The sequence below is a fragment of the Mesorhizobium sp. M0185 genome (genome assembly GCF_040322175.1).
Classification (GTDB): Bacteria; Pseudomonadota; Alphaproteobacteria; order Rhizobiales; family Rhizobiaceae; genus Mesorhizobium.
The window spans coordinates 116,802-134,865 of record NZ_JAMYSY010000016.1 but is presented as its reverse complement, the minus strand read 5'-3'; the positions used below and the strand labels follow the sequence as shown (position 1 = coordinate 134,865).

Annotated in this window: 16 protein-coding genes; 6 read left to right on the top strand and 10 right to left on the bottom strand. The window is 62.9% G+C overall.

Annotated elements, in window-relative coordinates; genetic code table 11:
• The coding region (locus tag NKJ20_RS15570) for a bifunctional [glutamine synthetase] adenylyltransferase/[glutamine synthetase]-adenylyl-L-tyrosine phosphorylase (RefSeq protein ID WP_352745088.1) at positions 1-1,897 on the top strand (1,897 nt) is incomplete at its 5' end.
• 145 nt (positions 1,898-2,042) lie between these two features.
• The gene (locus NKJ20_RS15565; RefSeq protein WP_352679799.1) at positions 2,043-2,522 is read left to right on the top strand and encodes an EF-hand domain-containing protein; all 480 of its coding nucleotides are present in this window, start codon (positions 2,043-2,045) and stop codon (positions 2,520-2,522) included.
• A 50-nt stretch (positions 2,523-2,572) separates the two neighbouring features.
• Here NKJ20_RS15565 and NKJ20_RS15560 read toward each other — a convergent pair whose 3' ends face one another.
• Positions 2,573-4,897 carry a PAS domain-containing sensor histidine kinase gene (locus NKJ20_RS15560; protein WP_352745086.1) on the bottom strand — a complete coding sequence of 775 codons (2,325 nt, stop codon included), beginning with the start codon at positions 4,895-4,897 and terminating at the stop codon, positions 2,573-2,575.
• 189 nt (positions 4,898-5,086) lie between these two features.
• Positions 5,087-7,732 carry an aminopeptidase N gene (gene pepN / locus NKJ20_RS15555; RefSeq protein ID WP_352745083.1) on the bottom strand — a complete coding sequence of 882 codons (2,646 nt, stop codon included), beginning with the start codon at positions 7,730-7,732 and terminating at the stop codon, positions 5,087-5,089.
• A gap of 154 nt (positions 7,733-7,886) precedes the next feature.
• On the opposite strand from pepN, the gene NKJ20_RS15550 reads away from it, so the two are divergent.
• On the top strand, positions 7,887-8,111 hold the full coding sequence (locus tag NKJ20_RS15550; protein ID WP_352745097.1) for a hypothetical protein: 225 nt from the start codon (positions 7,887-7,889) through the stop codon (positions 8,109-8,111).
• Positions 8,108-9,085, top strand: a complete 978-nt coding sequence (locus tag NKJ20_RS15545; protein WP_502894781.1) for a DMT family transporter — start codon at positions 8,108-8,110, stop codon at positions 9,083-9,085. The genes NKJ20_RS15550 and NKJ20_RS15545 overlap by 4 nt, the downstream gene beginning before the upstream one ends.
• Here the strand turns inward: NKJ20_RS15545 and NKJ20_RS15540 are convergent, their stop codons facing one another.
• The 3 genes from NKJ20_RS15540 to NKJ20_RS15530 all read right to left on the bottom strand — a co-directional run bounded on the left by NKJ20_RS15540 (position 9,086) and on the right by NKJ20_RS15530 (position 11,570).
• A complete protein-coding gene (locus tag NKJ20_RS15540) occupies positions 9,086-9,901 on the bottom strand; it encodes a helix-turn-helix domain-containing protein (RefSeq protein WP_352745080.1) in 816 nt (271 codons plus the stop codon). It lies immediately after the preceding gene.
• 105 nt (positions 9,902-10,006) lie between these two features.
• Positions 10,007-10,888 carry a uracil-DNA glycosylase gene (locus NKJ20_RS15535; RefSeq protein ID WP_352745077.1) on the bottom strand — a complete coding sequence of 294 codons (882 nt, stop codon included), beginning with the start codon at positions 10,886-10,888 and terminating at the stop codon, positions 10,007-10,009.
• Positions 10,889-10,925: 37 nt separating this feature from the next.
• Positions 10,926-11,570 (bottom strand): hypothetical protein, encoded by a 645-nt coding sequence (locus NKJ20_RS15530; RefSeq protein ID WP_352743247.1) that lies wholly within the window; start codon positions 11,568-11,570, stop codon positions 10,926-10,928.
• A gap of 229 nt (positions 11,571-11,799) precedes the next feature.
• Here NKJ20_RS15530 and NKJ20_RS15525 point away from each other — a divergent pair, with 229 nt between their 5' ends.
• Positions 11,800-13,479: an electron transfer flavoprotein-ubiquinone oxidoreductase gene (locus NKJ20_RS15525; RefSeq protein WP_352745074.1), complete on the top strand. Its 1,680-nt coding sequence runs from the start codon at positions 11,800-11,802 to the stop codon at positions 13,477-13,479.
• A 111-nt stretch (positions 13,480-13,590) separates the two neighbouring features.
• A complete protein-coding gene (locus NKJ20_RS15520) occupies positions 13,591-14,187 on the top strand; it encodes a DUF922 domain-containing protein (RefSeq protein WP_352449029.1) in 597 nt (198 codons plus the stop codon).
• A 30-nt stretch (positions 14,188-14,217) separates the two neighbouring features.
• Here NKJ20_RS15520 and NKJ20_RS15515 read toward each other — a convergent pair whose 3' ends face one another.
• From NKJ20_RS15515 to NKJ20_RS15495, 5 genes are all read right to left on the bottom strand, one after another.
• A complete protein-coding gene (locus NKJ20_RS15515; RefSeq protein ID WP_352745071.1) occupies positions 14,218-15,255 on the bottom strand; it encodes an endonuclease/exonuclease/phosphatase family protein in 1,038 nt (345 codons plus the stop codon).
• A gap of 80 nt (positions 15,256-15,335) precedes the next feature.
• Positions 15,336-16,838 (bottom strand): AMP nucleosidase, encoded by a 1,503-nt coding sequence (locus NKJ20_RS15510; RefSeq protein ID WP_352454348.1) that lies wholly within the window; start codon positions 16,836-16,838, stop codon positions 15,336-15,338.
• Positions 16,839-16,918: 80 nt separating this feature from the next.
• Positions 16,919-17,113 (bottom strand): hypothetical protein, encoded by a 195-nt coding sequence (locus tag NKJ20_RS15505; RefSeq protein ID WP_352449027.1) that lies wholly within the window; start codon positions 17,111-17,113, stop codon positions 16,919-16,921.
• A gap of 41 nt (positions 17,114-17,154) precedes the next feature.
• Positions 17,155-17,307 carry a hypothetical protein gene (locus NKJ20_RS15500; protein WP_023677802.1) on the bottom strand — a complete coding sequence of 51 codons (153 nt, stop codon included), beginning with the start codon at positions 17,305-17,307 and terminating at the stop codon, positions 17,155-17,157.
• Between the two features lie 210 nt (positions 17,308-17,517).
• The gene (locus tag NKJ20_RS15495) at positions 17,518-17,862 is read right to left on the bottom strand and encodes a DUF2147 domain-containing protein (protein WP_023677801.1); all 345 of its coding nucleotides are present in this window, start codon (positions 17,860-17,862) and stop codon (positions 17,518-17,520) included.
• Positions 17,863-18,064: the final 202 nt, after the last annotated feature.

Below are 18,064 nucleotides of genomic sequence, written 5' to 3'. Positions count from 1 at the left end.
CCGCGCGAGCGCGTGCTCGTGCCCCCCCCCGCAACCCAGGCCGGGCGGCGGCTTCCCCCAACTGCGCGGCCGCGAGACCGTGCCGATGCTCGGCGAGCTCGCCGCGCGCGGCTGGATCACCGTCGACGCGCGCGATGCGCTCACCAGGCAATACTGGTTCCTGCGCCGCGTCGAACATGCCATCCAGATGGTTGCCGACCAGCAGACGCATATCCTGCCGGAGGACGAAGAGGGGCTGGAGCGCGTCGCCCGCATGCTGGGCTTTGCCGATGCGGCAGGCTTTGCCGAAACGTTCCGCGCGGCGCTGCACCAGGTCGAGCGCCACTATGCAGCGCTGTTCGAAACCGCGCCGGAGCTTTCGGCCGGCATCGGCAATCTGGTCTTTACCGGCGACGTCGACGATCCCGATACCTTGCAGACCTTGCAGCGGCTCGGCTTCCAGCGGCCGAGCGACATCTGCCGGGTTATCCGCGGCTGGCACTTCGGCCGCTACCGCGTCACCAGGTCGGCGGAAGCGCGCGAGCGGCTGACCGAACTGACGCCGGCGCTGCTGCAAGCCTTCGGCCAGACGCGGCGGGCGGACGAGGCAGTGATCCGCTTCGACGAATTCCTTGCCGGCCTGCCTGCCGGCATCCAGCTGTTTTCGCTGCTGCAGTCGAATCCGGCTTTGCTGAAGCTGATGGCGACTATCATGGGCGCGGCACCGCGGCTGGCCGCCATCATCACGCGCCGGCCGCATGTCTTCGATGGGCTGCTCGATCCGGCGCTGCTGAGCGAACTGCCAAACCGCGCCTATCTGTCGGCGCGCCTTGCCGCCTTCCTCGAAGGCGACAGAGCCTATGAAGACGTGCTCGACCGGCTGCGCATCTTTGCTTCGGAGCAAAAATTCCTGATCGGCGTCAGGCTGCTTGCCGGGTCGATCGACCCGCCGCGCGCCGGCCGCGCTTTTTCCGATCTCGCCGACCTGACCATCGAGGCGGCATTGCAGGCGGTGATGGCGGAATTCGCTTTGCGTCATGGCTATATTGCCGGCGGCCGGGTCGCGCTGCTCGGCATGGGCAAGCTCGGCAGCCGCGAACTGACGGCGGGCTCCGACGTCGACCTCATCCTGCTCTACGATCACGACGCCGATGCGGAGGAGTCCGACGGCGACAAGCCGCTTGCCCCCTCGCATTACTACAGCCGGCTGACACAGCGGCTGATCGCCGCCGTTTCCGCGCCGACCGCCGAGGGCGTGCTCTACGAGCTCGACCTTCGCCTGCGGCCGTCCGGCAACAAGGGGCCGGTGGCCACCCATGTCGACGCCTTCAAGAAATATCAGCGCCAGGACGCCTGGACATGGGAGCACATGGCGCTGGCGCGCGCCCGCACGATCGGCGGCGATGCCAAGCTCTGCCGCGAGGTCGAGGGAGAGGTTGCCGCAGTGCTCGCTCTGCCGCGCGATCCAGCCAAGGTGATGGCCGAGGCATCCGAGATGCGCGCCATGGTCGACAAGGAGAAGCCGCCGCGCGATCCCTGGGACATCAAGCTGATCCCGGGCGGCCTCATCGATCTCGAATTCATTGCCCAGATTGCGCTGATCACCGGAAAGATCGAAGCCGGCCGCAGGGCCACCGGCACGGCTGAGGTCCTGTCGCGCCTGGCGCCGGATTTCGCCAGCGCCCAGGTCAGGCAGGAACTGGTGGATGCCTATTCGCTCTATCTGGCGCTGACCCAGATGATACGGCTTTGCCTCACCGGCGCGTTCGAACGCGACGACGTTCCGCCAGGGCTTTCGGATCTGCTTCTGGCCGTCACCGACCTGCCGGATTTCGGGGTGCTTGAAGCGCATGTCGGGGAGACGTCGCAGAAGGTCAGAAAGGATTTCGACCTTCTGCTTCGTGCGAAACAACCGTGACGGCAACCAGCCGTACGGGCGAGAGCATCGGGCCCAAAATTGCGACCTGCTTTGGGAGGTTCCGATGTTCAATCAAAGAGATAGAGCGGGGGATTGAAGGTCCGCCGCTCTAGCATCGGGGGTGACGATGCAACAGGAGAAGACCATGAGAAAGACAACCAGACTTGCACTCGTTTTCGCAGCCCTGGCCGGCGCCGTCGGCACCGCTGCCTATGCAGACGAGCACTCCGGGGCCGGGCCGCGCGACGGAATGATGATGCGCCTCGGCAAGGTCATAAAGGACAATGACGGCACCATCACCTTCGACCAGTTCTCCGACGCCATGAACGCGCGGCTGAAGAAGATGGTCGCCGACAATGGCGGCAAGCTGACCGTGGCACAGCTCGCCGACGCGCTGGAGAAAGCACGCTTCGAGCAGATGGCCAGGCGCATCATCGCCCGTTACGACACCAAGGGCGACGGCACGCTGACCGCCGATGACATCACAACCCGCCAGAAGAAGGTCTTCGCCATGCTCGACCGTGACAATGACGGGAAAATCGAGAAGAACGAACTGCCGAAGGGTCCCGGCGGTCACCGCCAATGGGACGGCGAGGGCAATGATGGCAGTGACGGCATGCAGTGAGAATTGATAACGCTCCGGCGGTGCGAGCCGCCGGAGCGTTATTTTGTCATTCAGGCAGCGGCCCTGACCGCCTGCGGGGCTTTCTTGATCGGGATGCGTACCGAGACGATCGTTCCGACGCTTTCGGTCGAGCGGATCTTCAACGCGCCACCCTGAAGCTCGGCCAGCGAGCGCGAGATGGCGAGGCCGAGGCCGGAGCCGGCATGGCTCTTGGAGAACTGGTTTTGCACCTGTTCGAATGGCCGCCCGAGCTTGCTCAACGCCGCCTTCGGGATGCCGCAGCCATTGTCCTCGATCGTCAGGATCAGCGCGCTGGAAATGCTGCGGGCTCTGACCGAGATGTGGCCGCCTTGCCCGGTGAACTTCACCGCATTGGACAGAAGGTTGATGAGGATCTGCTTGATCGCCCTGCGGTCGGCGAACAGCGTCAGCGAATCGGCGATGCGGGTTTCGACGGTGATCGACTTTTCCGCCGCCTGCAGAGAAACGACGCGAACCGTCTCCCTGATGAGCGGGCAGAGATCGATTTCTTCCTGATCCAGGGCGAACTGGCCGGCCTCGATCTTCGACATGTCGAGGATGTCATTGATCACACCGAGAAGATATTTGCCGCTGCCGTTGATGTCGGTGGCATACTCTTCGTAGCGCGGCGAACCCAGCGGCCCGAACAGCCCCCGTTCCATCAGTTCCGAGAAGCCGATGATCGCGTTGAGCGGGGTGCGCAACTCGTGCGACATGTTGGCCAGGAATTCGGATTTAGCCCGGTTCGCCGCTTCGGCGCGCTCGGTTTCCTTCATGTATTTGCGATTGAGTTCGACGAGCTCACGAGCCCGTTCTTCTTCCGCGCGGCGGGCAAGGCTGAGGTCATGGATTGTCGCCATCAGCCGGCGCTCGCTGTCGACCAGCTTCTCCTGGTGCAGCTTGATCTGGGTGATGTCGGAGCCGACGGAGACGGTACCGCCGTCCCTTGTCCGCAACTCGTTCACCTGCAGCCAGCGGCCGTCGGCAAGCTGGCGCTCGAAGGTCACGCCTCCCTGCGGTCCGTTGGTGTTGGCAAGCCGCCGCTCCGAGGCGAAGGCCAGCATGCGTTCCTCCAGAACGGCGCGCGGAGCGCCCGGCATCACGTCGCGATCCAACAGGCCGTTGTCCTGCTGGTATTTGGAATTGCACATGATCAGGCGCTCGGACGAATCCCACAGCACGAAAGATTCGTTGATGTTTTCGATGGCCGTCCTCAGGCGCAGGTCCGCCGCTTCGGAGCGCAGCGCCAGATGCCGCTGCTCGGTGACGTCGACGGCGATGCCGATCAGCTGGATCTCCGGCGCTTCCGGGTCGATAACGTGTGCTCTTGCGCGCATCCAAACCCATTGCCCGTCGGCATGGCGCATCCGGAACACCTGGTCGATATGGTCGATCTCGCGCGCGACGATCCTGTTGGCGAGTTCGAACAAATCGCCGTCCTCGGGATGAATGATTTCATCGACTTCGCCGAACGACAGCATCGTGTCACAAGGCTCGTAGCCCAGCATGTCGTACATCGAGCGCGACCAGTACATCTTGCCGCGCACCATGTCCCAATCCCACAGGCCGCAGCGGCCGCGCACCAGCGCCATGTCGATGCGCTGGTGGGCTTCGAGATAGATGCGATCGGCGGCCTGGGCGCGCGCCGCCTGGCCGAAATAGGCGTAGAGGATGATGATCAGCACGCCGGCCGTCAGCACGAACAGCGTGACGTTGAGTGAGACCGTCTTGCGCCAGGCGTCAAAAACTGCCTCCTGCGGCACGAACGCTGCCGCGGCACCCCTTCGGCCATTCGCCAGGCTCACTGCCGCGTACCAGTCCTGTCCGCCGATGTTGACTTCCATTACCCCGGCGCGGTCGCCGAACATGAACAGCGGCTGCCCGCCCTGCACGACGCCATCGAGCGATCGCCCCTCCCAGTGCATCGACTGCGGCGATACGGCAATGATCTTGAAGGCGCTATCGGTGATCGCCAGTACGTGGCTTCGGCCCATCGCGCCCTGACGACCGGTGCTCTCCAGCAGGTCCTGGATCGCGCCGGGCGCGGAAACCATGGTCGCGTCGGCGATCGAACTGGCCAGTTGGCCGGCGGCCAGCGCAAGGATCGCCTTGGCGTCGCGCTCGATCTCGTCGCGCTCGTTCATCAGTGACAGAAAGCGCAGTACTGCGATGATCAACAGAAACATGATGATGAGGGCTGGTATCGATCGCCGCAACAGCGGCTCGGCTGCCAGCAGCCGTCGGTAGGCAGGTTCGGCGATGAGCCGCGTATTGCCCGCGAGACCGTTGCTTCGCGCCTCGCGCCGCCCAAAAGCCGTCCCACCGGGCGCGCCCCACGCGTCCGCCTTCGCCATAAATGGCACTCCCCGATTTTCTGTCCCGCTTGACGATCCGGCAACGCCGCACTTCCGAATCGTCACTAAAGAATCAAAGGTGATTCGCCTTGTCCAGAGGCGCGGCGAAAAAAGATTAAAAATCGACTAAAATAATGGGGGTTTCGGGTGGTCTTCCCTTTTTCCCACAAGGGGAGAACGGGAGGTCGCTTACGCCAGGGTACGCTCGACGATGTCTCGCAAATCGGCCGACAGCTTCTCGGTATTGGCGATCGAAAGCAACGCCTCCCTTGCCTTGGCCTGCCGCACCGGTTCGAGCGAGCGCCACGACCTGAGCGCTGTCGCCAGCCTGGCGGCCACCTGCGGGTTGCGTTTTTCGACCTGCAGCACCGTTTCGACAAAAAGCCGGTAGCCTTGGCCGTCGGCGCGATGGAAGCCGGTCTGGTTGGCGCTGGAAAACGTACCGATGAGTGCCCGTACCCGGTTCGGGTTGGCCATCGAGAACGCCGGGTGGCTGGTCAAGGCGCGCACCGCGTCCACGGTTTGCGGGCCGGGCACGCTGGCCTGGGTCTGGAACCATTTGTCCATGACCAGCGCATCGGTTGCATATTTCGCCTCGAAATCGGCCAGTGCCATGGTCGCCTCAGGTGAGCCATGGTGACGGTGCGCAAGAACGGTCAACGCCGCGGCACGATCCGTCATGTTGGTCGCCGATTGGAAGTGCCCGGCAGCGAGTCCCGCACCTCCCGGCAGCAAGGAGAGATAGTCCAGCAGGACATTGCGCAGCGCTCGTCGCCCGGCACTGGTCGCATCCGGGCTGAACGGACCAGTGTCGGCGAGCCGATCGTAAAATTTGGAGAATATCTCGCGGTTGGCCTCGGCGATCGCAACCGCCAGCGCCTCGCGCGCCGCGAAAATGGCGTCGGGGTCGATGTTCTTGCCGATGTCGCGGGCGATATCGGCCTCGCCGGGCAGCGCCAGCGCCAGTGCCCGATAGGCGGGTTCGAGCGCTTCGTCGCCGGCTGTCTTGCCGGCAAGCCCGGTCAGCCGGGCGCTGAACTCGGGTCGCTTGTGGTCCAGGATCTGGCGGAAGGCTGCAATCAGCGCATCGGTCAAAAGCGTGTTGAATGCCTGCCAGCGCGAGAAGGCGTCGCTGTCGTGGCCAGCCAGAAAAAATTGGTCGTCGGGCCGCTGCTCGACCGAAAGCGTCACCGGCGCCGAAAAGCCGCGGTTGAGCGACATGGCTGGACGGTCGGCAATCCCGGAAAACCTGACGACATGGCGGCGTTTGCGGATATGGATGACACCGTCCTCGACATTCGCCCCTTCGACGCCGCTATGGGCTATCGCCTCGCCACCGGCGCCAACCAGGCCGAAGGCAAGCGGAATGTGCATCAGCCGCTTTCGGCTTTCCGCCGGTGTTGGCGGCACCGACTGCTCGATTTCGAGCGTGAATTCCCGCGCCGCCGGATTATACGCCGAACTGACGGTCAGGTTCGGCGTACCGGCCTGACGATACCACAGCGAAAACTGCGACAGGTCGCGACCTGAGACGTCTTCGAACACTTTGATGAAGTCTTCGATCGTCGCCGCCTGGCCGTCGTGACGTTCGAAGTAGAGGTCCATGCCGGCGCGAAACGTCTCGGCGCCGAGGATGGTATGGATCATGCGCACGACTTCCGAGCCTTTTTCGTAGACCGTCGCCGTGTAGAAATTGTTGATCTCGCGGTAGCGGCGAGGCCGGACCGGATGCGCCAGCGGCCCTTGGTCCTCGGGAAACTGATGGGCGCGCAGCGTACGCACCTCGGCGATGCGCTTGACGGCGCGCGAGCGCTGATCGGCCGAGAATTCGTGGTCGCGGAAAACCGTCAGCCCTTCCTTCAGGCAAAGCTGGAACCAGTCGCGGCAAGTGATTCTGTTACCTGTCCAATTGTGGAAATACTCATGCGCGATGATGGCTTCGATATTGGCGAAATCGGCGTCGGTCGCAGTTTCCTGGTCGGCAAGAACGTACTTGTCGTTGAAGATGTTGAGGCCCTTGTTCTCCATTGCGCCCATATTGAAGTCGGACACGGCGACGATGTTGAAGACATCGAGGTCGTATTCGCGGCCGAATGCCTTCTCGTCCCATTTCATTGACCGTTTCAAAGCGTCCATGGCGTAGCCGGCGAGCCTCTCCTTGCCCGGTTCGACATAGATTCCGAGCTCGACCTTGCGGCCAGACAGGGTGACAAAACTGTCCGAGATCTTGCCGAGGTCGCCCGCCACCAGCGCAAACAAATAGGACGGCTTGGGGAAGGGGTCGTGCCAGACCGCATAGTGCCAGCCGCCGGCAAGCTCGCCGCCATCGGCCGGGTTGCCGTTGGACAAAAGCAGCGGCGCCTCACGGCGCTGAGCTTCGATGCGGACCGTATAGACCGACAGGATGTCGGGACGGTCGAGGAAATAAGTGATGCGGCGAAAGCCTTCGGCCTCGCATTGTGTGCAATAGACGTCGCTCGAGCGATAGAGGCCCATTAGCGCCTCGTTCTGCGCCGGCGCCAACACGGTTTCAATTCTCAGCTGGAAGCACCTTGTCGCAGGGGGGCTGATGATTGTCAGTTGATCGGGCGTGGCGAGAAAATCCGCAGGGCTCGGCTCCTGGCCGTCGATGGCGATGCCGCGGAGCGTCAGCCCGTCGCCATCCAGCACCAGTGGCACCGACGCCGCAATCCCGTCGCGGCGTTCGACCGTCAGCACGGCGGTCACATGCGTTGCTTCAGGCGAAAGGCGGAAAGTCAGGCTGGTTTCCGGAATGAGATAATCACTGGGGCGATAGTCTTCGAGCTTGAAGACCTGGCCGGTATCTGTGCGCATTCCTTGATTTTTCCTGTCGATCCGGGTGCGGCGGGCGGGTCCGCTGGTCCAAATAATTTGAAGTCTGCGCTCTTTACACGAAACGCTCCCTCGACAAAACTGCAGCGACGTCTATTTCAGGCGATCATTTCCCAAGCATCATCGCGAGGCTTCCATGACCGTCGTCACGCCGAAATTCGGAACGAGCGCCTCTGTGTTGCGTCGCGAGGATGTGGCCTTCATCAAGGGCGCGCGGGAGGCGGGTACGATCGGGTCGACGCCTGCCGCGCTCAATGCGGTGACCGACGCGGACTACCGCACCTACGGCATCAGGCATATCGACATGCCGGCAACGCCGGCGTGCATCTGGGCGGCGATCGAGGAAGCAAAAGGGGCGTGACAGCCAGACCGGATTTGCCAGTGCTTGCAGCTGGCGACCTTGCCGGCGAGCACAGCACGCTGACCGGGATCTTGCTCAAGATCGTATCGGTGGCGGTCTTCGTCGGCATGTCGTCCTGCATCAAGGCGGCAGGCACCGTGCCGGCGGGCCAGATCGTCTTCTTCCGCTCCTTCTTTGCCATTTTTCCGATCATCGCCTTCCTCGCCTTCCAGGGAAAACTCGGAACCGCCTTTTCGACAAAGCGCCCGCTCAACCACATTGCGCGCGGCGTCGTCGGTGTCTGTGCCATGGGGCTCGGCTTCTTCGCGCTGACGCGGCTGCCGCTGCCGGAGGCGATCACACTGAACTACGCGCAGCCGCTGCTGGTCGTGGTGTTCAGTTCGATCTTCCTCGGCGAAGCCATCCGCATCTATCGCTGGAGTGCGGTTGCCGTCGGCCTGGTCGGGGTGCTGATCATCTCGTGGCCGGAACTGACGCTGCTCAGTTCGGGCGCTGCCCTTGGCGATCAGGAGGTGCTTGGCGTCATCGCCGCCCTCATAGCCGCGGCGATCTCGGCCATCGCCATGCTCCTGGTTCGCAACCTCGTCCAGAGCGAGCGGACGGCGACCATCGTGCTGTGGTTTTCGGTAACCGCGAGCGTCATGGCGCTGCTTTCGCTGCCATTCGGCTGGCAGGCGCTGACGCCAGCACAGGCGGGGCTTCTGATTGCCGCGGGTTTTTGCGGCGGGCTTGGCCAGATCCTGATGACCTCGGCCTATCGCCATGCCGAGGCTTCCGTCGTAGCACCTTTCGAATACACTTCGATGATCCTCGGCGTCGTCGTCGGCTATCTGGTCTTTGGCGACGTCGCCACGATCAACATGCTGGTCGGCGGCATGATCGTGGTTGCGGCGGGGATTTTCATCATCTGGCGCGAGCGCCAGCTGGGTCTCGAACGCACCCGCACCCGCAAGGCCGTCGCGCCGGAAGGGTGATCAGCCCGCTGCGTCGGTCCGCTCTTTCGCCAGCCGCATCAGCACCGCCCGCGTCTGCTCGTCGGCGGGGAAAAAAGATTCGATCGCCAGCTCCGACAGCGTCACGTCGAGCGGCGTGCCGAACACGGTGATGGTGCTGATGAACGACAGCACCGCGTCGTCATGGGCAAGCTTGAGCGGATGGACAATCGCGTTCGGTTCGACCGGCGCCGGCCGGCTGCTTTTAAGGCCGGACGGATAGGCCCGAAGCTCGCGCTCGAGCTCGACCAGAACCGGATCGGCGGCAGCGTCGTTCTGCCGCTTCAGCCGCTCCAGAAGATGCGTCCGCCATTCCGCAAGGTTGACGATGCGCGGCGCGATGCCGCCGGGATGCAGGCTGAGGCGCAAAACGTTGACCGGCGGCTTCAGCAGGGAGGCGTCGGCGACATTGGCGAAGAACGGGCCGATGGCGGCGTTCGCCGACACCAGGTTCCAATGCCGGTCCACGGCAAGCGCCGGGAACGGCTCGTGCGCCTTGAGCACGGTCTCGACCGCCGCCATCGCCGGTGCCATCGAGGCATCGTCAAGTGGTCGTTCGCTGAAGCTCGGGGCGAAGCCGGCGGCCAGCAGCAGCTGGTTGCGCTGCCTGAGCGGGATCGAAAGCTGCTCCGCCAGATGCAGCACCATGTCACGCGAGGGTGCGGCGCGGCCGCTTTCAACGAAACTCAGATGCCGCTGCGAGATCTCGGCCTCCATAGCAAGGTCGAGCTGGCTCATGCGCCGGCGTGTACGCCATTCGCGAATGAGACTGCCGGCGGAAATCTGGGCTGCTGTCATGACGAGATGACTAGGCCGGCAGTGGGCGCATTTCAATTACCTGCGAGGTCATGATGCCGCCCTTCCTTCCTCGCAAGGGGGGGACGGAAGACGCGTTCTGCACCGTTACCCAAGTGCCCGCAACTTCGCCTTCACATCGAGGAAATCCCGCCACGCCAGCTTCTTGTGCGCCGGCGTTCTCAACAAATAGGCCGGATGCAGGGTCGGCATGGCGGGAATGGCGACGCCAGACGGGGTCGTGTGGACGCGCCAGTTGCCGCGCAGCCGCAATATGCCTTCGGAGGTGTTGAGCAGGGTCTTTGCCGACGGGCCGCCGAGATTGACCAGCACCTTCGGATTGACCAGTTCGATCTGCCGCTCGATGAACGGCCGGCAGATCTCGGTCTCGTGCGGCGTCGGCGTGCGGTTGCCCGGCGGCCGCCAGGGAATCACGTTGGCGATGTAGGCAGATGTCCGGTCAAGACCGATCGCGGCCAGCATGCGGTCGAGCAGCCGGCCCGAGCGGCCGACGAACGGCAAGCCCTCTATGTCCTCGTCGCGGCCCGGTGCTTCGCCGACCAGCATCACCGCGGCAGTCGGATTGCCGTCGGCGAACACCAGGTTCTTGGCGGTGAATTTAAGATTGCAGCCGTTGAATGCCGCCATGTGCTGGCGAAGCTCGTCGAGGCTTGCCGCCGATCTCGCCAGTTGCCGCGCCAATGCCGCCTGCGCCTCGTCGGGCACCGTTGACATGGCCGGGGACGTTCGCACTGCCGGTGCCGTATTCGGTCTCTCGCCCATTTCGGCGCGCGACACGCTCGTCGAGCGATGAGGCGATGCAATTTCACCGGCCGGCAGAGCGGCCGCCGCAGGCACCCGCTCCGGCGGCCTGGCTTCTGCAAACCTGTTTACCGGCTGTTCTTCAAGTGCCTCGTCGACGCCGGCGCTGGCGTAGAAGGCCAGCAGCTCGGCGAGATCGGCTCGGCTAGTGTGGGGGGCGGCAGTCATGGTTTCACATTCGGCCGCGGAGCTTAAATTTGCAAGTTCAGCTCGACGGTATGCGCGGATCCTGCACCAGATAGAACGTCCAGCGCGGCGTGTAGTCGGTGATCAGGAAATAGAAGCTGGCGGTCTTCAGCGGGTCGATCTTGCCGTTCTTGAACAGCAGGCGGTCATACGGTTCGAAATTGCGGTCGAAATCGGCGTAGCTGCTCGACCAGATATTTTCGGGCGTTTTGTTGCGCTGGTCGAACGACAGGCCGTCGCCGAACACGCTCGGCTGGTCGAGGATCTCCTGGAGTTCGAACTGGAACTCGACCCAGGCTTGGCCGCTATTGTTGAGCACGTCGATGCGCATATACATCAGACCATTAGCGAAGTCTCCCGCCTTGCCGAACGGCTGGATCGGCCTTGTCGTGCGAATGGCCAGCGTTACCGGCGTCGCTGAATTCAGCTCTTCGGTGATGACCAGCGGATCCTCTTTCGTGCCGATGCCGGAAGCCCCGGTGATGCGGAAACCGCCGCGCTCGTCGGAAAAGGAATAGGCGCCGGTCGCCCAGACCAGTTGCTGCTCGGCACGGGCATCGAGGGCCGTCAGTGGCAGAAGCGCCAAGAGCGCCGCACGGCAAAACCGGCCGGGCCTGAAAAAAAAGCGCGTCGATGAAAAGCCAGCCGGCCCGAATATGCGCATGGCGGGAAGTATGGCCGATAAGCAAGCCGTCGAACAATTAAAAACATCAGTGCGACATATCTGTGCAAACGGAATAGGATTGAAGATTGATGCTCGTCACCGCGGCAGGACGCGACTTTTTGACGAAATCGGTATTGTCACGTCCGCGCCGGTTTCCCGTCGCTATTTGATGCGCTATGCAGCGCGTGAGCCAGCAAGATGCCGGGAATAGCGAGCCAGTGAGGGATCGATGAGCGATATCGAACGCGAAAGCATGGAATTCGACGTGGTCATCGTCGGCGCCGGCCCGGCCGGCCTCGCCGCCGCGATCCGTCTCAAGCAAGTCAATCCCGAGCTTTCCGTCGTCGTGCTGGAAAAGGGCGGCGAAGTCGGCGCGCACATCCTGTCCGGCGCCGTCGTCGATCCGATCGGCATCGACCGGCTGCTGCCCGGCTGGCGCGAAGAGGAGGGTCATCCCTTCAGGACACCGGTCACCGACGACCATTTCCTGGTTCTCGGCCCCGCCGGTTCGTTCCGTCTGCCCAATATCCTGATGCCGCCGCTGATGAACAATCACGGCAACTACATCGTCTCGCTCGGCAATGTCTGCCGCTGGCTGGCGACCAAGGCCGAGGCGCTGGGCGTCGAGATCTATCCGGGCTTTGCCGCGGTCGGCCTGCTCTACAACGAGGCCGGTGCGGTCACCGGCGTCGTCACCGGCGACATGGGGGTCGAGAAGGACGGCGCGCACGGTCCGGGCTTTGCGCCGGGCATGGCGCTGATGGGCAAATATGTCTTGATCGGCGAGGGCGCGCGCGGCTCGCTGGCCAAGCAACTGATCGCCAAACACCACCTTTCCGACGGTCGTGAGCCTGGAAAATACGGCATCGGCCTCAAGGAACTCTGGCAGGTCAAACCGGAAAACCATCGGCCGGGCCTTGTCCAGCATTCCTTCGGCTGGCCGCTCGATATGAAGACCGGCGGCGGCTCCTTCCTCTACCATCTCGAGGACAACCAGGTGGCAGTCGGCTTCGTCGTTCACCTGAACTACAAGAACCCTTATCTGTCGCCCTTTGACGAGTTCCAGCGCTTCAAGACCCATCCGGCGATCCGCGGCACGTTCGAGGGTGCCAAGCGGCTGGGCTATGGTGCCCGCGCCATCACCGAAGGCGGCTGGCAGTCGGTGCCGAAACTGTCCTTCCCCGGCGGTGCGCTGATCGGCTGCGCGGCCGGCTTCGTCAACGTGCCGCGCATCAAGGGCTCGCACAATGCCGTGCTCTCCGGAATGCTGGCGGCCGAGCATGTCTGTGATGCGATAGCCGCCGGCCGCACCAATGACGAGCTGGCCTCCTACGAGGCCACCTGGCGCGCCACCGATATCGGCAAGGACCTGAAGAAAGTGCGCAACGTCAAGCCGCTATGGTCGCGCTTCGGCACCATTGTCGGCGTCGGCCTTGGCGGCCTCGACATGTGGCTGAACACGCTGTTCGGCTTCTCGCCCTTCGGCACGATGAAGCACGGCAGGGCCGACTACGCGACGCTGGAACCGGCCGCCGCGCACCAGAAGATCGCCTACCCGAAGCCGGACGGGGTGCTGACCTTCGACCGGCTGTCCTCGGTGTTCCTGTCCAACACCAATCACGAGGAAAACGAGCCGGTGCACCTGCTCGTCGCCGACATGGACCTGCAGAAGCGCTCCGAGCATGATGTCTTTGCCGGGCCCTCGACCCGCTATTGCCCAGCCGCAGTCTACGAATGGGTCGACAAGGACGGCAATGCCGCCGCCGATCCCGCAGCCAAGGATGTGCGCTTCGTCATCAACGCGCAGAACTGCGTGCACTGCAAGACCTGCGACATCAAGGACCCGAACCAGAACATAAACTGGGTGCCGCCACAGGGCGGCGAGGGCCCGGTCTACCAGAACATGTAAGTCACAAGGTTTGCTCCGGACTAAACAAGATGAGGAGCAGCGCAACCGTAGGATTGTTGAATAAACCGCCTGCCTGTGTTTCCTTTCTGCGGCGACAGGGAGGAAGGAAAAATGCGCCTGGCAGTTCTGACGAGCGTTGTGGCGATCGGGGCATTGTGCGCCCCTGCAGCCTTGGCCGGCACTAAGGTGCTGGTCAAGACACGAACTTACAGCATTGCCGGAACCACCGGCGCGGCCCTGATCGAGGCCATGGATCGCAGTGGGCCGAAGCACGGCTTCATGACCCACGCCATCGCGCAGACCGGCTACAGCGTCGATGATTGGACCTTCGACGCCCATCGGGAAAACGGCGTCTGCCGCCTGCGCCAGGCCAACGGGACGCTCAATCTCTTCTATACCTATCCCAAACTAGTCTCAGCCACGTCGCCTGCGCTGCAGAAGCGCTGGAAGCGGTTCTTCGCTGGCGTCCGCGCCCATGAAGAGAGCCATGGCCGCATCGCCAGACAGATGATGCGGGCCACCGAAAAGTCGGTTCGAGGGCTGACAGTCGGTGATGACCCGCACTGTTTCGAGGCACGTCGCGAGGCAAAGCGCCGGATCAATGCCATCTATGCCGAATACGAGGCAAAGCAGATCGCCTTCGATGCGCACGAGCATCGCGACGGCGGCCCTGTCGAGCACCTCATCCGCGCTTTTGTGGGCCAGTAATAAGCCAGGTCGAGATTGGACTGCGGATTTTCAGCTTCGCGTCCCGCCAGGCAGCGCCGCAAGCGCGGTCGCCGTCTGGTGCTCGTCGAGCGGCTTTTGTTCATCCGACCGTAGCGAAAACTCCACCAGCACCGGCAGATGGTCTGAGCCGGTGTCCTCAAGGGTCGACGCCGAACGGATAACGATGGCACCCTTGCTGAAAACCTGGTCGATCGGCAGTCCGGCGAAGCGCAGGAAATCCGGCAGCCTTCTGTAGAGCCAGGTCGGCCCGACCGACGGCATTACAGTCAGCTTGCCAAGCGATGCGACGCGCCGGACGGCGGCGCTCCATGGCGCTGCGTTGCAGTCGCCTGCCAGGATTGACGTCTCGCCAAGCGAGGCGATTTCGCCAGACAACCCTCCAATCTGCCGTGATTGGTTGTGCGGCCATGGCCAGGTGAGGTGGATGGCGGCGACATCGACGTCGGTTCCGCCGAAATCGACCGTGGCGATCGCCATCGCGCCGCGGCTGTCGCAGTGCGGCTCCGTGCCTATGGCAAACGGTCGTCTGGACAGCAGCGCAACGCCGAACACGCCATTGGGATATGGGCAGAGGATCCGGTGGGGATAGGCGCCGGATAGCAGCCCAAGCTTTGCCTTCCACATCTCGGACACCTCGTCGAGGGTGATCACATCAGGCTGGGTCCGGCCGATCAGCGACAGCACCTTCTCAGGTGTTGGATTGTTGAACCTGAGGTTCATCTGCAGCAGGCGGTAGACTGGCTCGTCACCGGGTTTGGCTTCGTAGGCGGCCTGCACCTGCCATAGCCGCGAAAGCGGCAAGGCATTCGACGTGGTGGCAAAGGAGGCTATCGCAAACAGCAATGCGGCCGCGGCCTGCAGGCGAAACGAGGTGGCGAGCAGCGGCAGCGCGCAAAGCGCCATCAGCACCGAAAAATGGACGCGGAAATGAGCAAAGGAATCGAGGGCCGGATGCAGCGATCCGAAGAACCCGGCCACCAGCGCGGCCGAGAGTGCAAGCATTGCGACGAATGCGAGCGCAACCGTCATGTCCCGAACACGTGCCATCGCCTTGTCTATCGGCAGAAGTGCGGCTCAATCAAGATGACGAAATGTCCTGACCTGGACCGACACATGCGATTCGGCATTTACTGGAAGGCAGTTTCCGAAAAGCTCCTGAGTTTGCGCGAATGCAGTCGCTCCATCGGCATTTCAGCCAGCTTCTCCATCGCCCTGATGCCGATGGTCAGGTGCTGCGCTACTTGCCGCTTGTAGAACTCGGTCGCCATGCCCGGCAACTTCAATTCGCCATGCAGCGGCTTGTCGGATACGCAAAGCAGCGTGCCATAGGGCACCCGGAAGCGGAAGCCGTTGGCTGCGATCGTCGCCGATTCCATGTCGAGCGCGATCGCCCGCGACTGCGACAGCCGCTGGACCGGCCCGCGCTGGTCGCGCAGCTCCCAATTGCGGTTGTCGATAGTGGCGACGGTGCCAGTGCGCATGATGCGCTTGAGATCATATCCGGAAAGCCCGGTGACCTCGGCGACCGCTTCCTGCAGAGCCACCTGGATTTCGGCTAGCGGCGGGATCGGCACCCAGACCGGAAGATCGTCGTCGAGGACATGGTCTTCTCGTACATAGGCATGGGCCAGCACATAATCCCCGAGCGCCTGCGTGTTGCGCAGGCCGGCGCAATGGCCGAGCATCACCCAGGCATGCGGCCGGAGCACCGCAATATGGTCGGTGATCGTCTTGGCGTTGGAAGGCCCAACGCCGATATTGACCATGGTGATGCCGCCATGATTCGGCTTCTTCAGATGATAGGCCGGCATCTGCGGCAGGCGAGGCGGCGCAGCACCCTCACCGGGCGCGCCGTCCCCTGCTTTGGTCACGATGTTGCCCGGCTCGACGAACTCGACATATCCATCACCACCATTGGCCATCAATTCGCGTGCACGGGCGACGAATTCGTCGATGTAGAATTGGTAGTTGGTGAACAGCACGAAGTTCTGGAAATGCTGGGGACTGGTCGCCGTATAATGCGACATCCGGTGCAGCGAATAGTCGATGCGTTGCGCGGTGAACGGCGCCAGCGGCCGTGCCTCGCCCAATGCCACTTCGAACGTGCCGTTGGCGATCTGGTCGTCGGTGCCGTCGAGATCCGGCACGTCGAACAGGTCACGGATCGGCCGTTTGATGCGTTCGGCAGCAGCGCCGTCGACATGCGTGCCTTCGAGGAAGGCGAAATGCAGCGGGATGGGAGTGGTCGATTCCGAAACCGTGACGGGAACGCCGTGGTTGCGCATGATTAGCCGAAGCTGTTCGGTGAGGTAGCTTTCGAAAAGAGCAGGCTGGGTGATGGTGGTTGAGAAATGCCCCGGCGTCGGCATGTGGCCATAGGCCTGCCGCGAGTCGATTTGTGTGAAGGAACTCGTGGTGACGCCGATCTCCGGATAAAAGGCCCGGTAGCGCTTATTGTTGTCACCGCCCGCGGCGAGCGCGGCAAATGAATCGCGCAGGAACTTGGTGTTGCGGTCGTAAAGCACCTGTAGGGCCGCGACGGCCTTCTTGGCGTCGTTGAAGCTCTGCCGGCCAAACGGCTCCGGCGTGACCACCGATTCAATGGCTTGGGGATAGATTCGCTTTTCCATGACCCAATATAGAGAGTTGGACGCGCGGTTGGGAGGGGGTAAGGCGGCCTCAATACGCGCTGTCGGCGTTTTTCGGTCTGCTAACCGCGCTGCAGGCTAACCAGCAGCACAAAGCCGAGGCCTGACTTCCTCAACGCAGGCGCCTCGATCGTCGAGCCGGCATTGGTGCGCATCGTCGGCACGGCCAGTACCGGTACCGAAAGAACAGTCACGATGAGCGCCGCGCGCGGCAGCAGCCGAAGCGTCTTGAGGGTGTTGGCGGCGAGGCGGTTCATTGGCGTTTTGCTTTTCTCTAAAGGTTCAGCTCTTTGTCGTTTCAGTGGTGAAGATGGTTCAAGCAACCGAGTCGGCAGGAACTGGCGACGTCCCAGGAGCGGGACGGCCGGCCGGCTTCGGCGACAAGGACGGCGAACAACATGCCGAACAGGCTCATCAGCAGGCAGACGATGGTGAAGCGGCGGGCAAGCATTGCGCGGTGTCTCCTTCAACACGCATGACAATGCCTTGCCCCGGCTGAACCGGCTCTGATCCCGGCGTTCATCTGCGGTTCAAAAATGGCTGATGATCTCTGAGAGGGTCCGCTTTGAGTGCAGCGACCCATGGCGACGCCATGGCTGCGAGACCGATAACATGAAAACGGGGCCGACTGGCCCCGCTCACCCCGGCAGGAAGGGCACGATCAGAGCTTGTGCCAGGTCTGGCTCTTGCAGATCAGCCCGCCGAGCACGCAGCCGCTCATCTTGAGCGAACTGCCGGAAAGCGAAGCCTTGCCCGAATAGGTCTTGTCGGTTTCCGGGTCGGTTATGGTGCCGGCATATTTGTTGTCGCCGGCAACCTTCAGTGAACCGATGTTCTTGCCGGCAAATTTGCCGGATTTGAGCGTAATCGAAAATGCCCCGCCGCCACCCGAAATGGCGGCAGTCGATCCGGCTTGCGTTTTCCAATTGCCTTCGATCGGATCGGCCCATGCCGCGCCGGTCATCATTATTGCGGCCGCGAGGGCCAGGCTCACTTGTCGAAACATGTCTTTCCTCCCTCAGGTAAGTCCAATCGGGCTCCGTCCCGGGTGTCTGCCCCTTACGCAAACGTAAGCTAGTCCAGCTCCTGGAAAAACAAAAGCGGTGCCGCGACGGAAGGGTTGCGGGTTTTTGCCCGCTCCCGAACGGCCGCGCCGGCGAAAAATGAAACGGGCCGCACACGTCTTTGTCTTCTGTGGTTAGCGGAGT

Coding starts and splice junctions, on each gene's coding strand:
- NKJ20_RS15540 (WP_352745080.1), bottom strand. CDS start 9,901: ATGACAGCAGCCCAGATTTCCGCCGGCAGTCTCATTCGCGAATGGCGT.
- pepN (WP_352745083.1), bottom strand. CDS start 7,732: ATGCGCACAGATACCGGCCAGGTCTTCAAGCTCGAAGACTATCGCCCC.
- NKJ20_RS15550 (WP_352745097.1), top strand. CDS start 7,887: ATGACCGTCGTCACGCCGAAATTCGGAACGAGCGCCTCTGTGTTGCGT.
- NKJ20_RS15520 (WP_352449029.1), top strand. CDS start 13,591: ATGCGCCTGGCAGTTCTGACGAGCGTTGTGGCGATCGGGGCATTGTGC.
- NKJ20_RS15530 (WP_352743247.1), bottom strand. CDS start 11,570: ATGCGCATATTCGGGCCGGCTGGCTTTTCATCGACGCGCTTTTTTTTC.
- NKJ20_RS15535 (WP_352745077.1), bottom strand. CDS start 10,888: ATGACTGCCGCCCCCCACACTAGCCGAGCCGATCTCGCCGAGCTGCTG.
- NKJ20_RS15560 (WP_352745086.1), bottom strand. CDS start 4,897: ATGGCGAAGGCGGACGCGTGGGGCGCGCCCGGTGGGACGGCTTTTGGG.
- NKJ20_RS15515 (WP_352745071.1), bottom strand. CDS start 15,255: ATGGCACGTGTTCGGGACATGACGGTTGCGCTCGCATTCGTCGCAATG.
- NKJ20_RS15495 (WP_023677801.1), bottom strand. CDS start 17,862: ATGTTTCGACAAGTGAGCCTGGCCCTCGCGGCCGCAATAATGATGACC.
- NKJ20_RS15505 (WP_352449027.1), bottom strand. CDS start 17,113: ATGAACCGCCTCGCCGCCAACACCCTCAAGACGCTTCGGCTGCTGCCG.
- NKJ20_RS15525 (WP_352745074.1), top strand. CDS start 11,800: ATGAGCGATATCGAACGCGAAAGCATGGAATTCGACGTGGTCATCGTC.
- NKJ20_RS15565 (WP_352679799.1), top strand. CDS start 2,043: ATGAGAAAGACAACCAGACTTGCACTCGTTTTCGCAGCCCTGGCCGGC.
- NKJ20_RS15500 (WP_023677802.1), bottom strand. CDS start 17,307: ATGCTTGCCCGCCGCTTCACCATCGTCTGCCTGCTGATGAGCCTGTTC.
- NKJ20_RS15510 (WP_352454348.1), bottom strand. CDS start 16,838: ATGGAAAAGCGAATCTATCCCCAAGCCATTGAATCGGTGGTCACGCCG.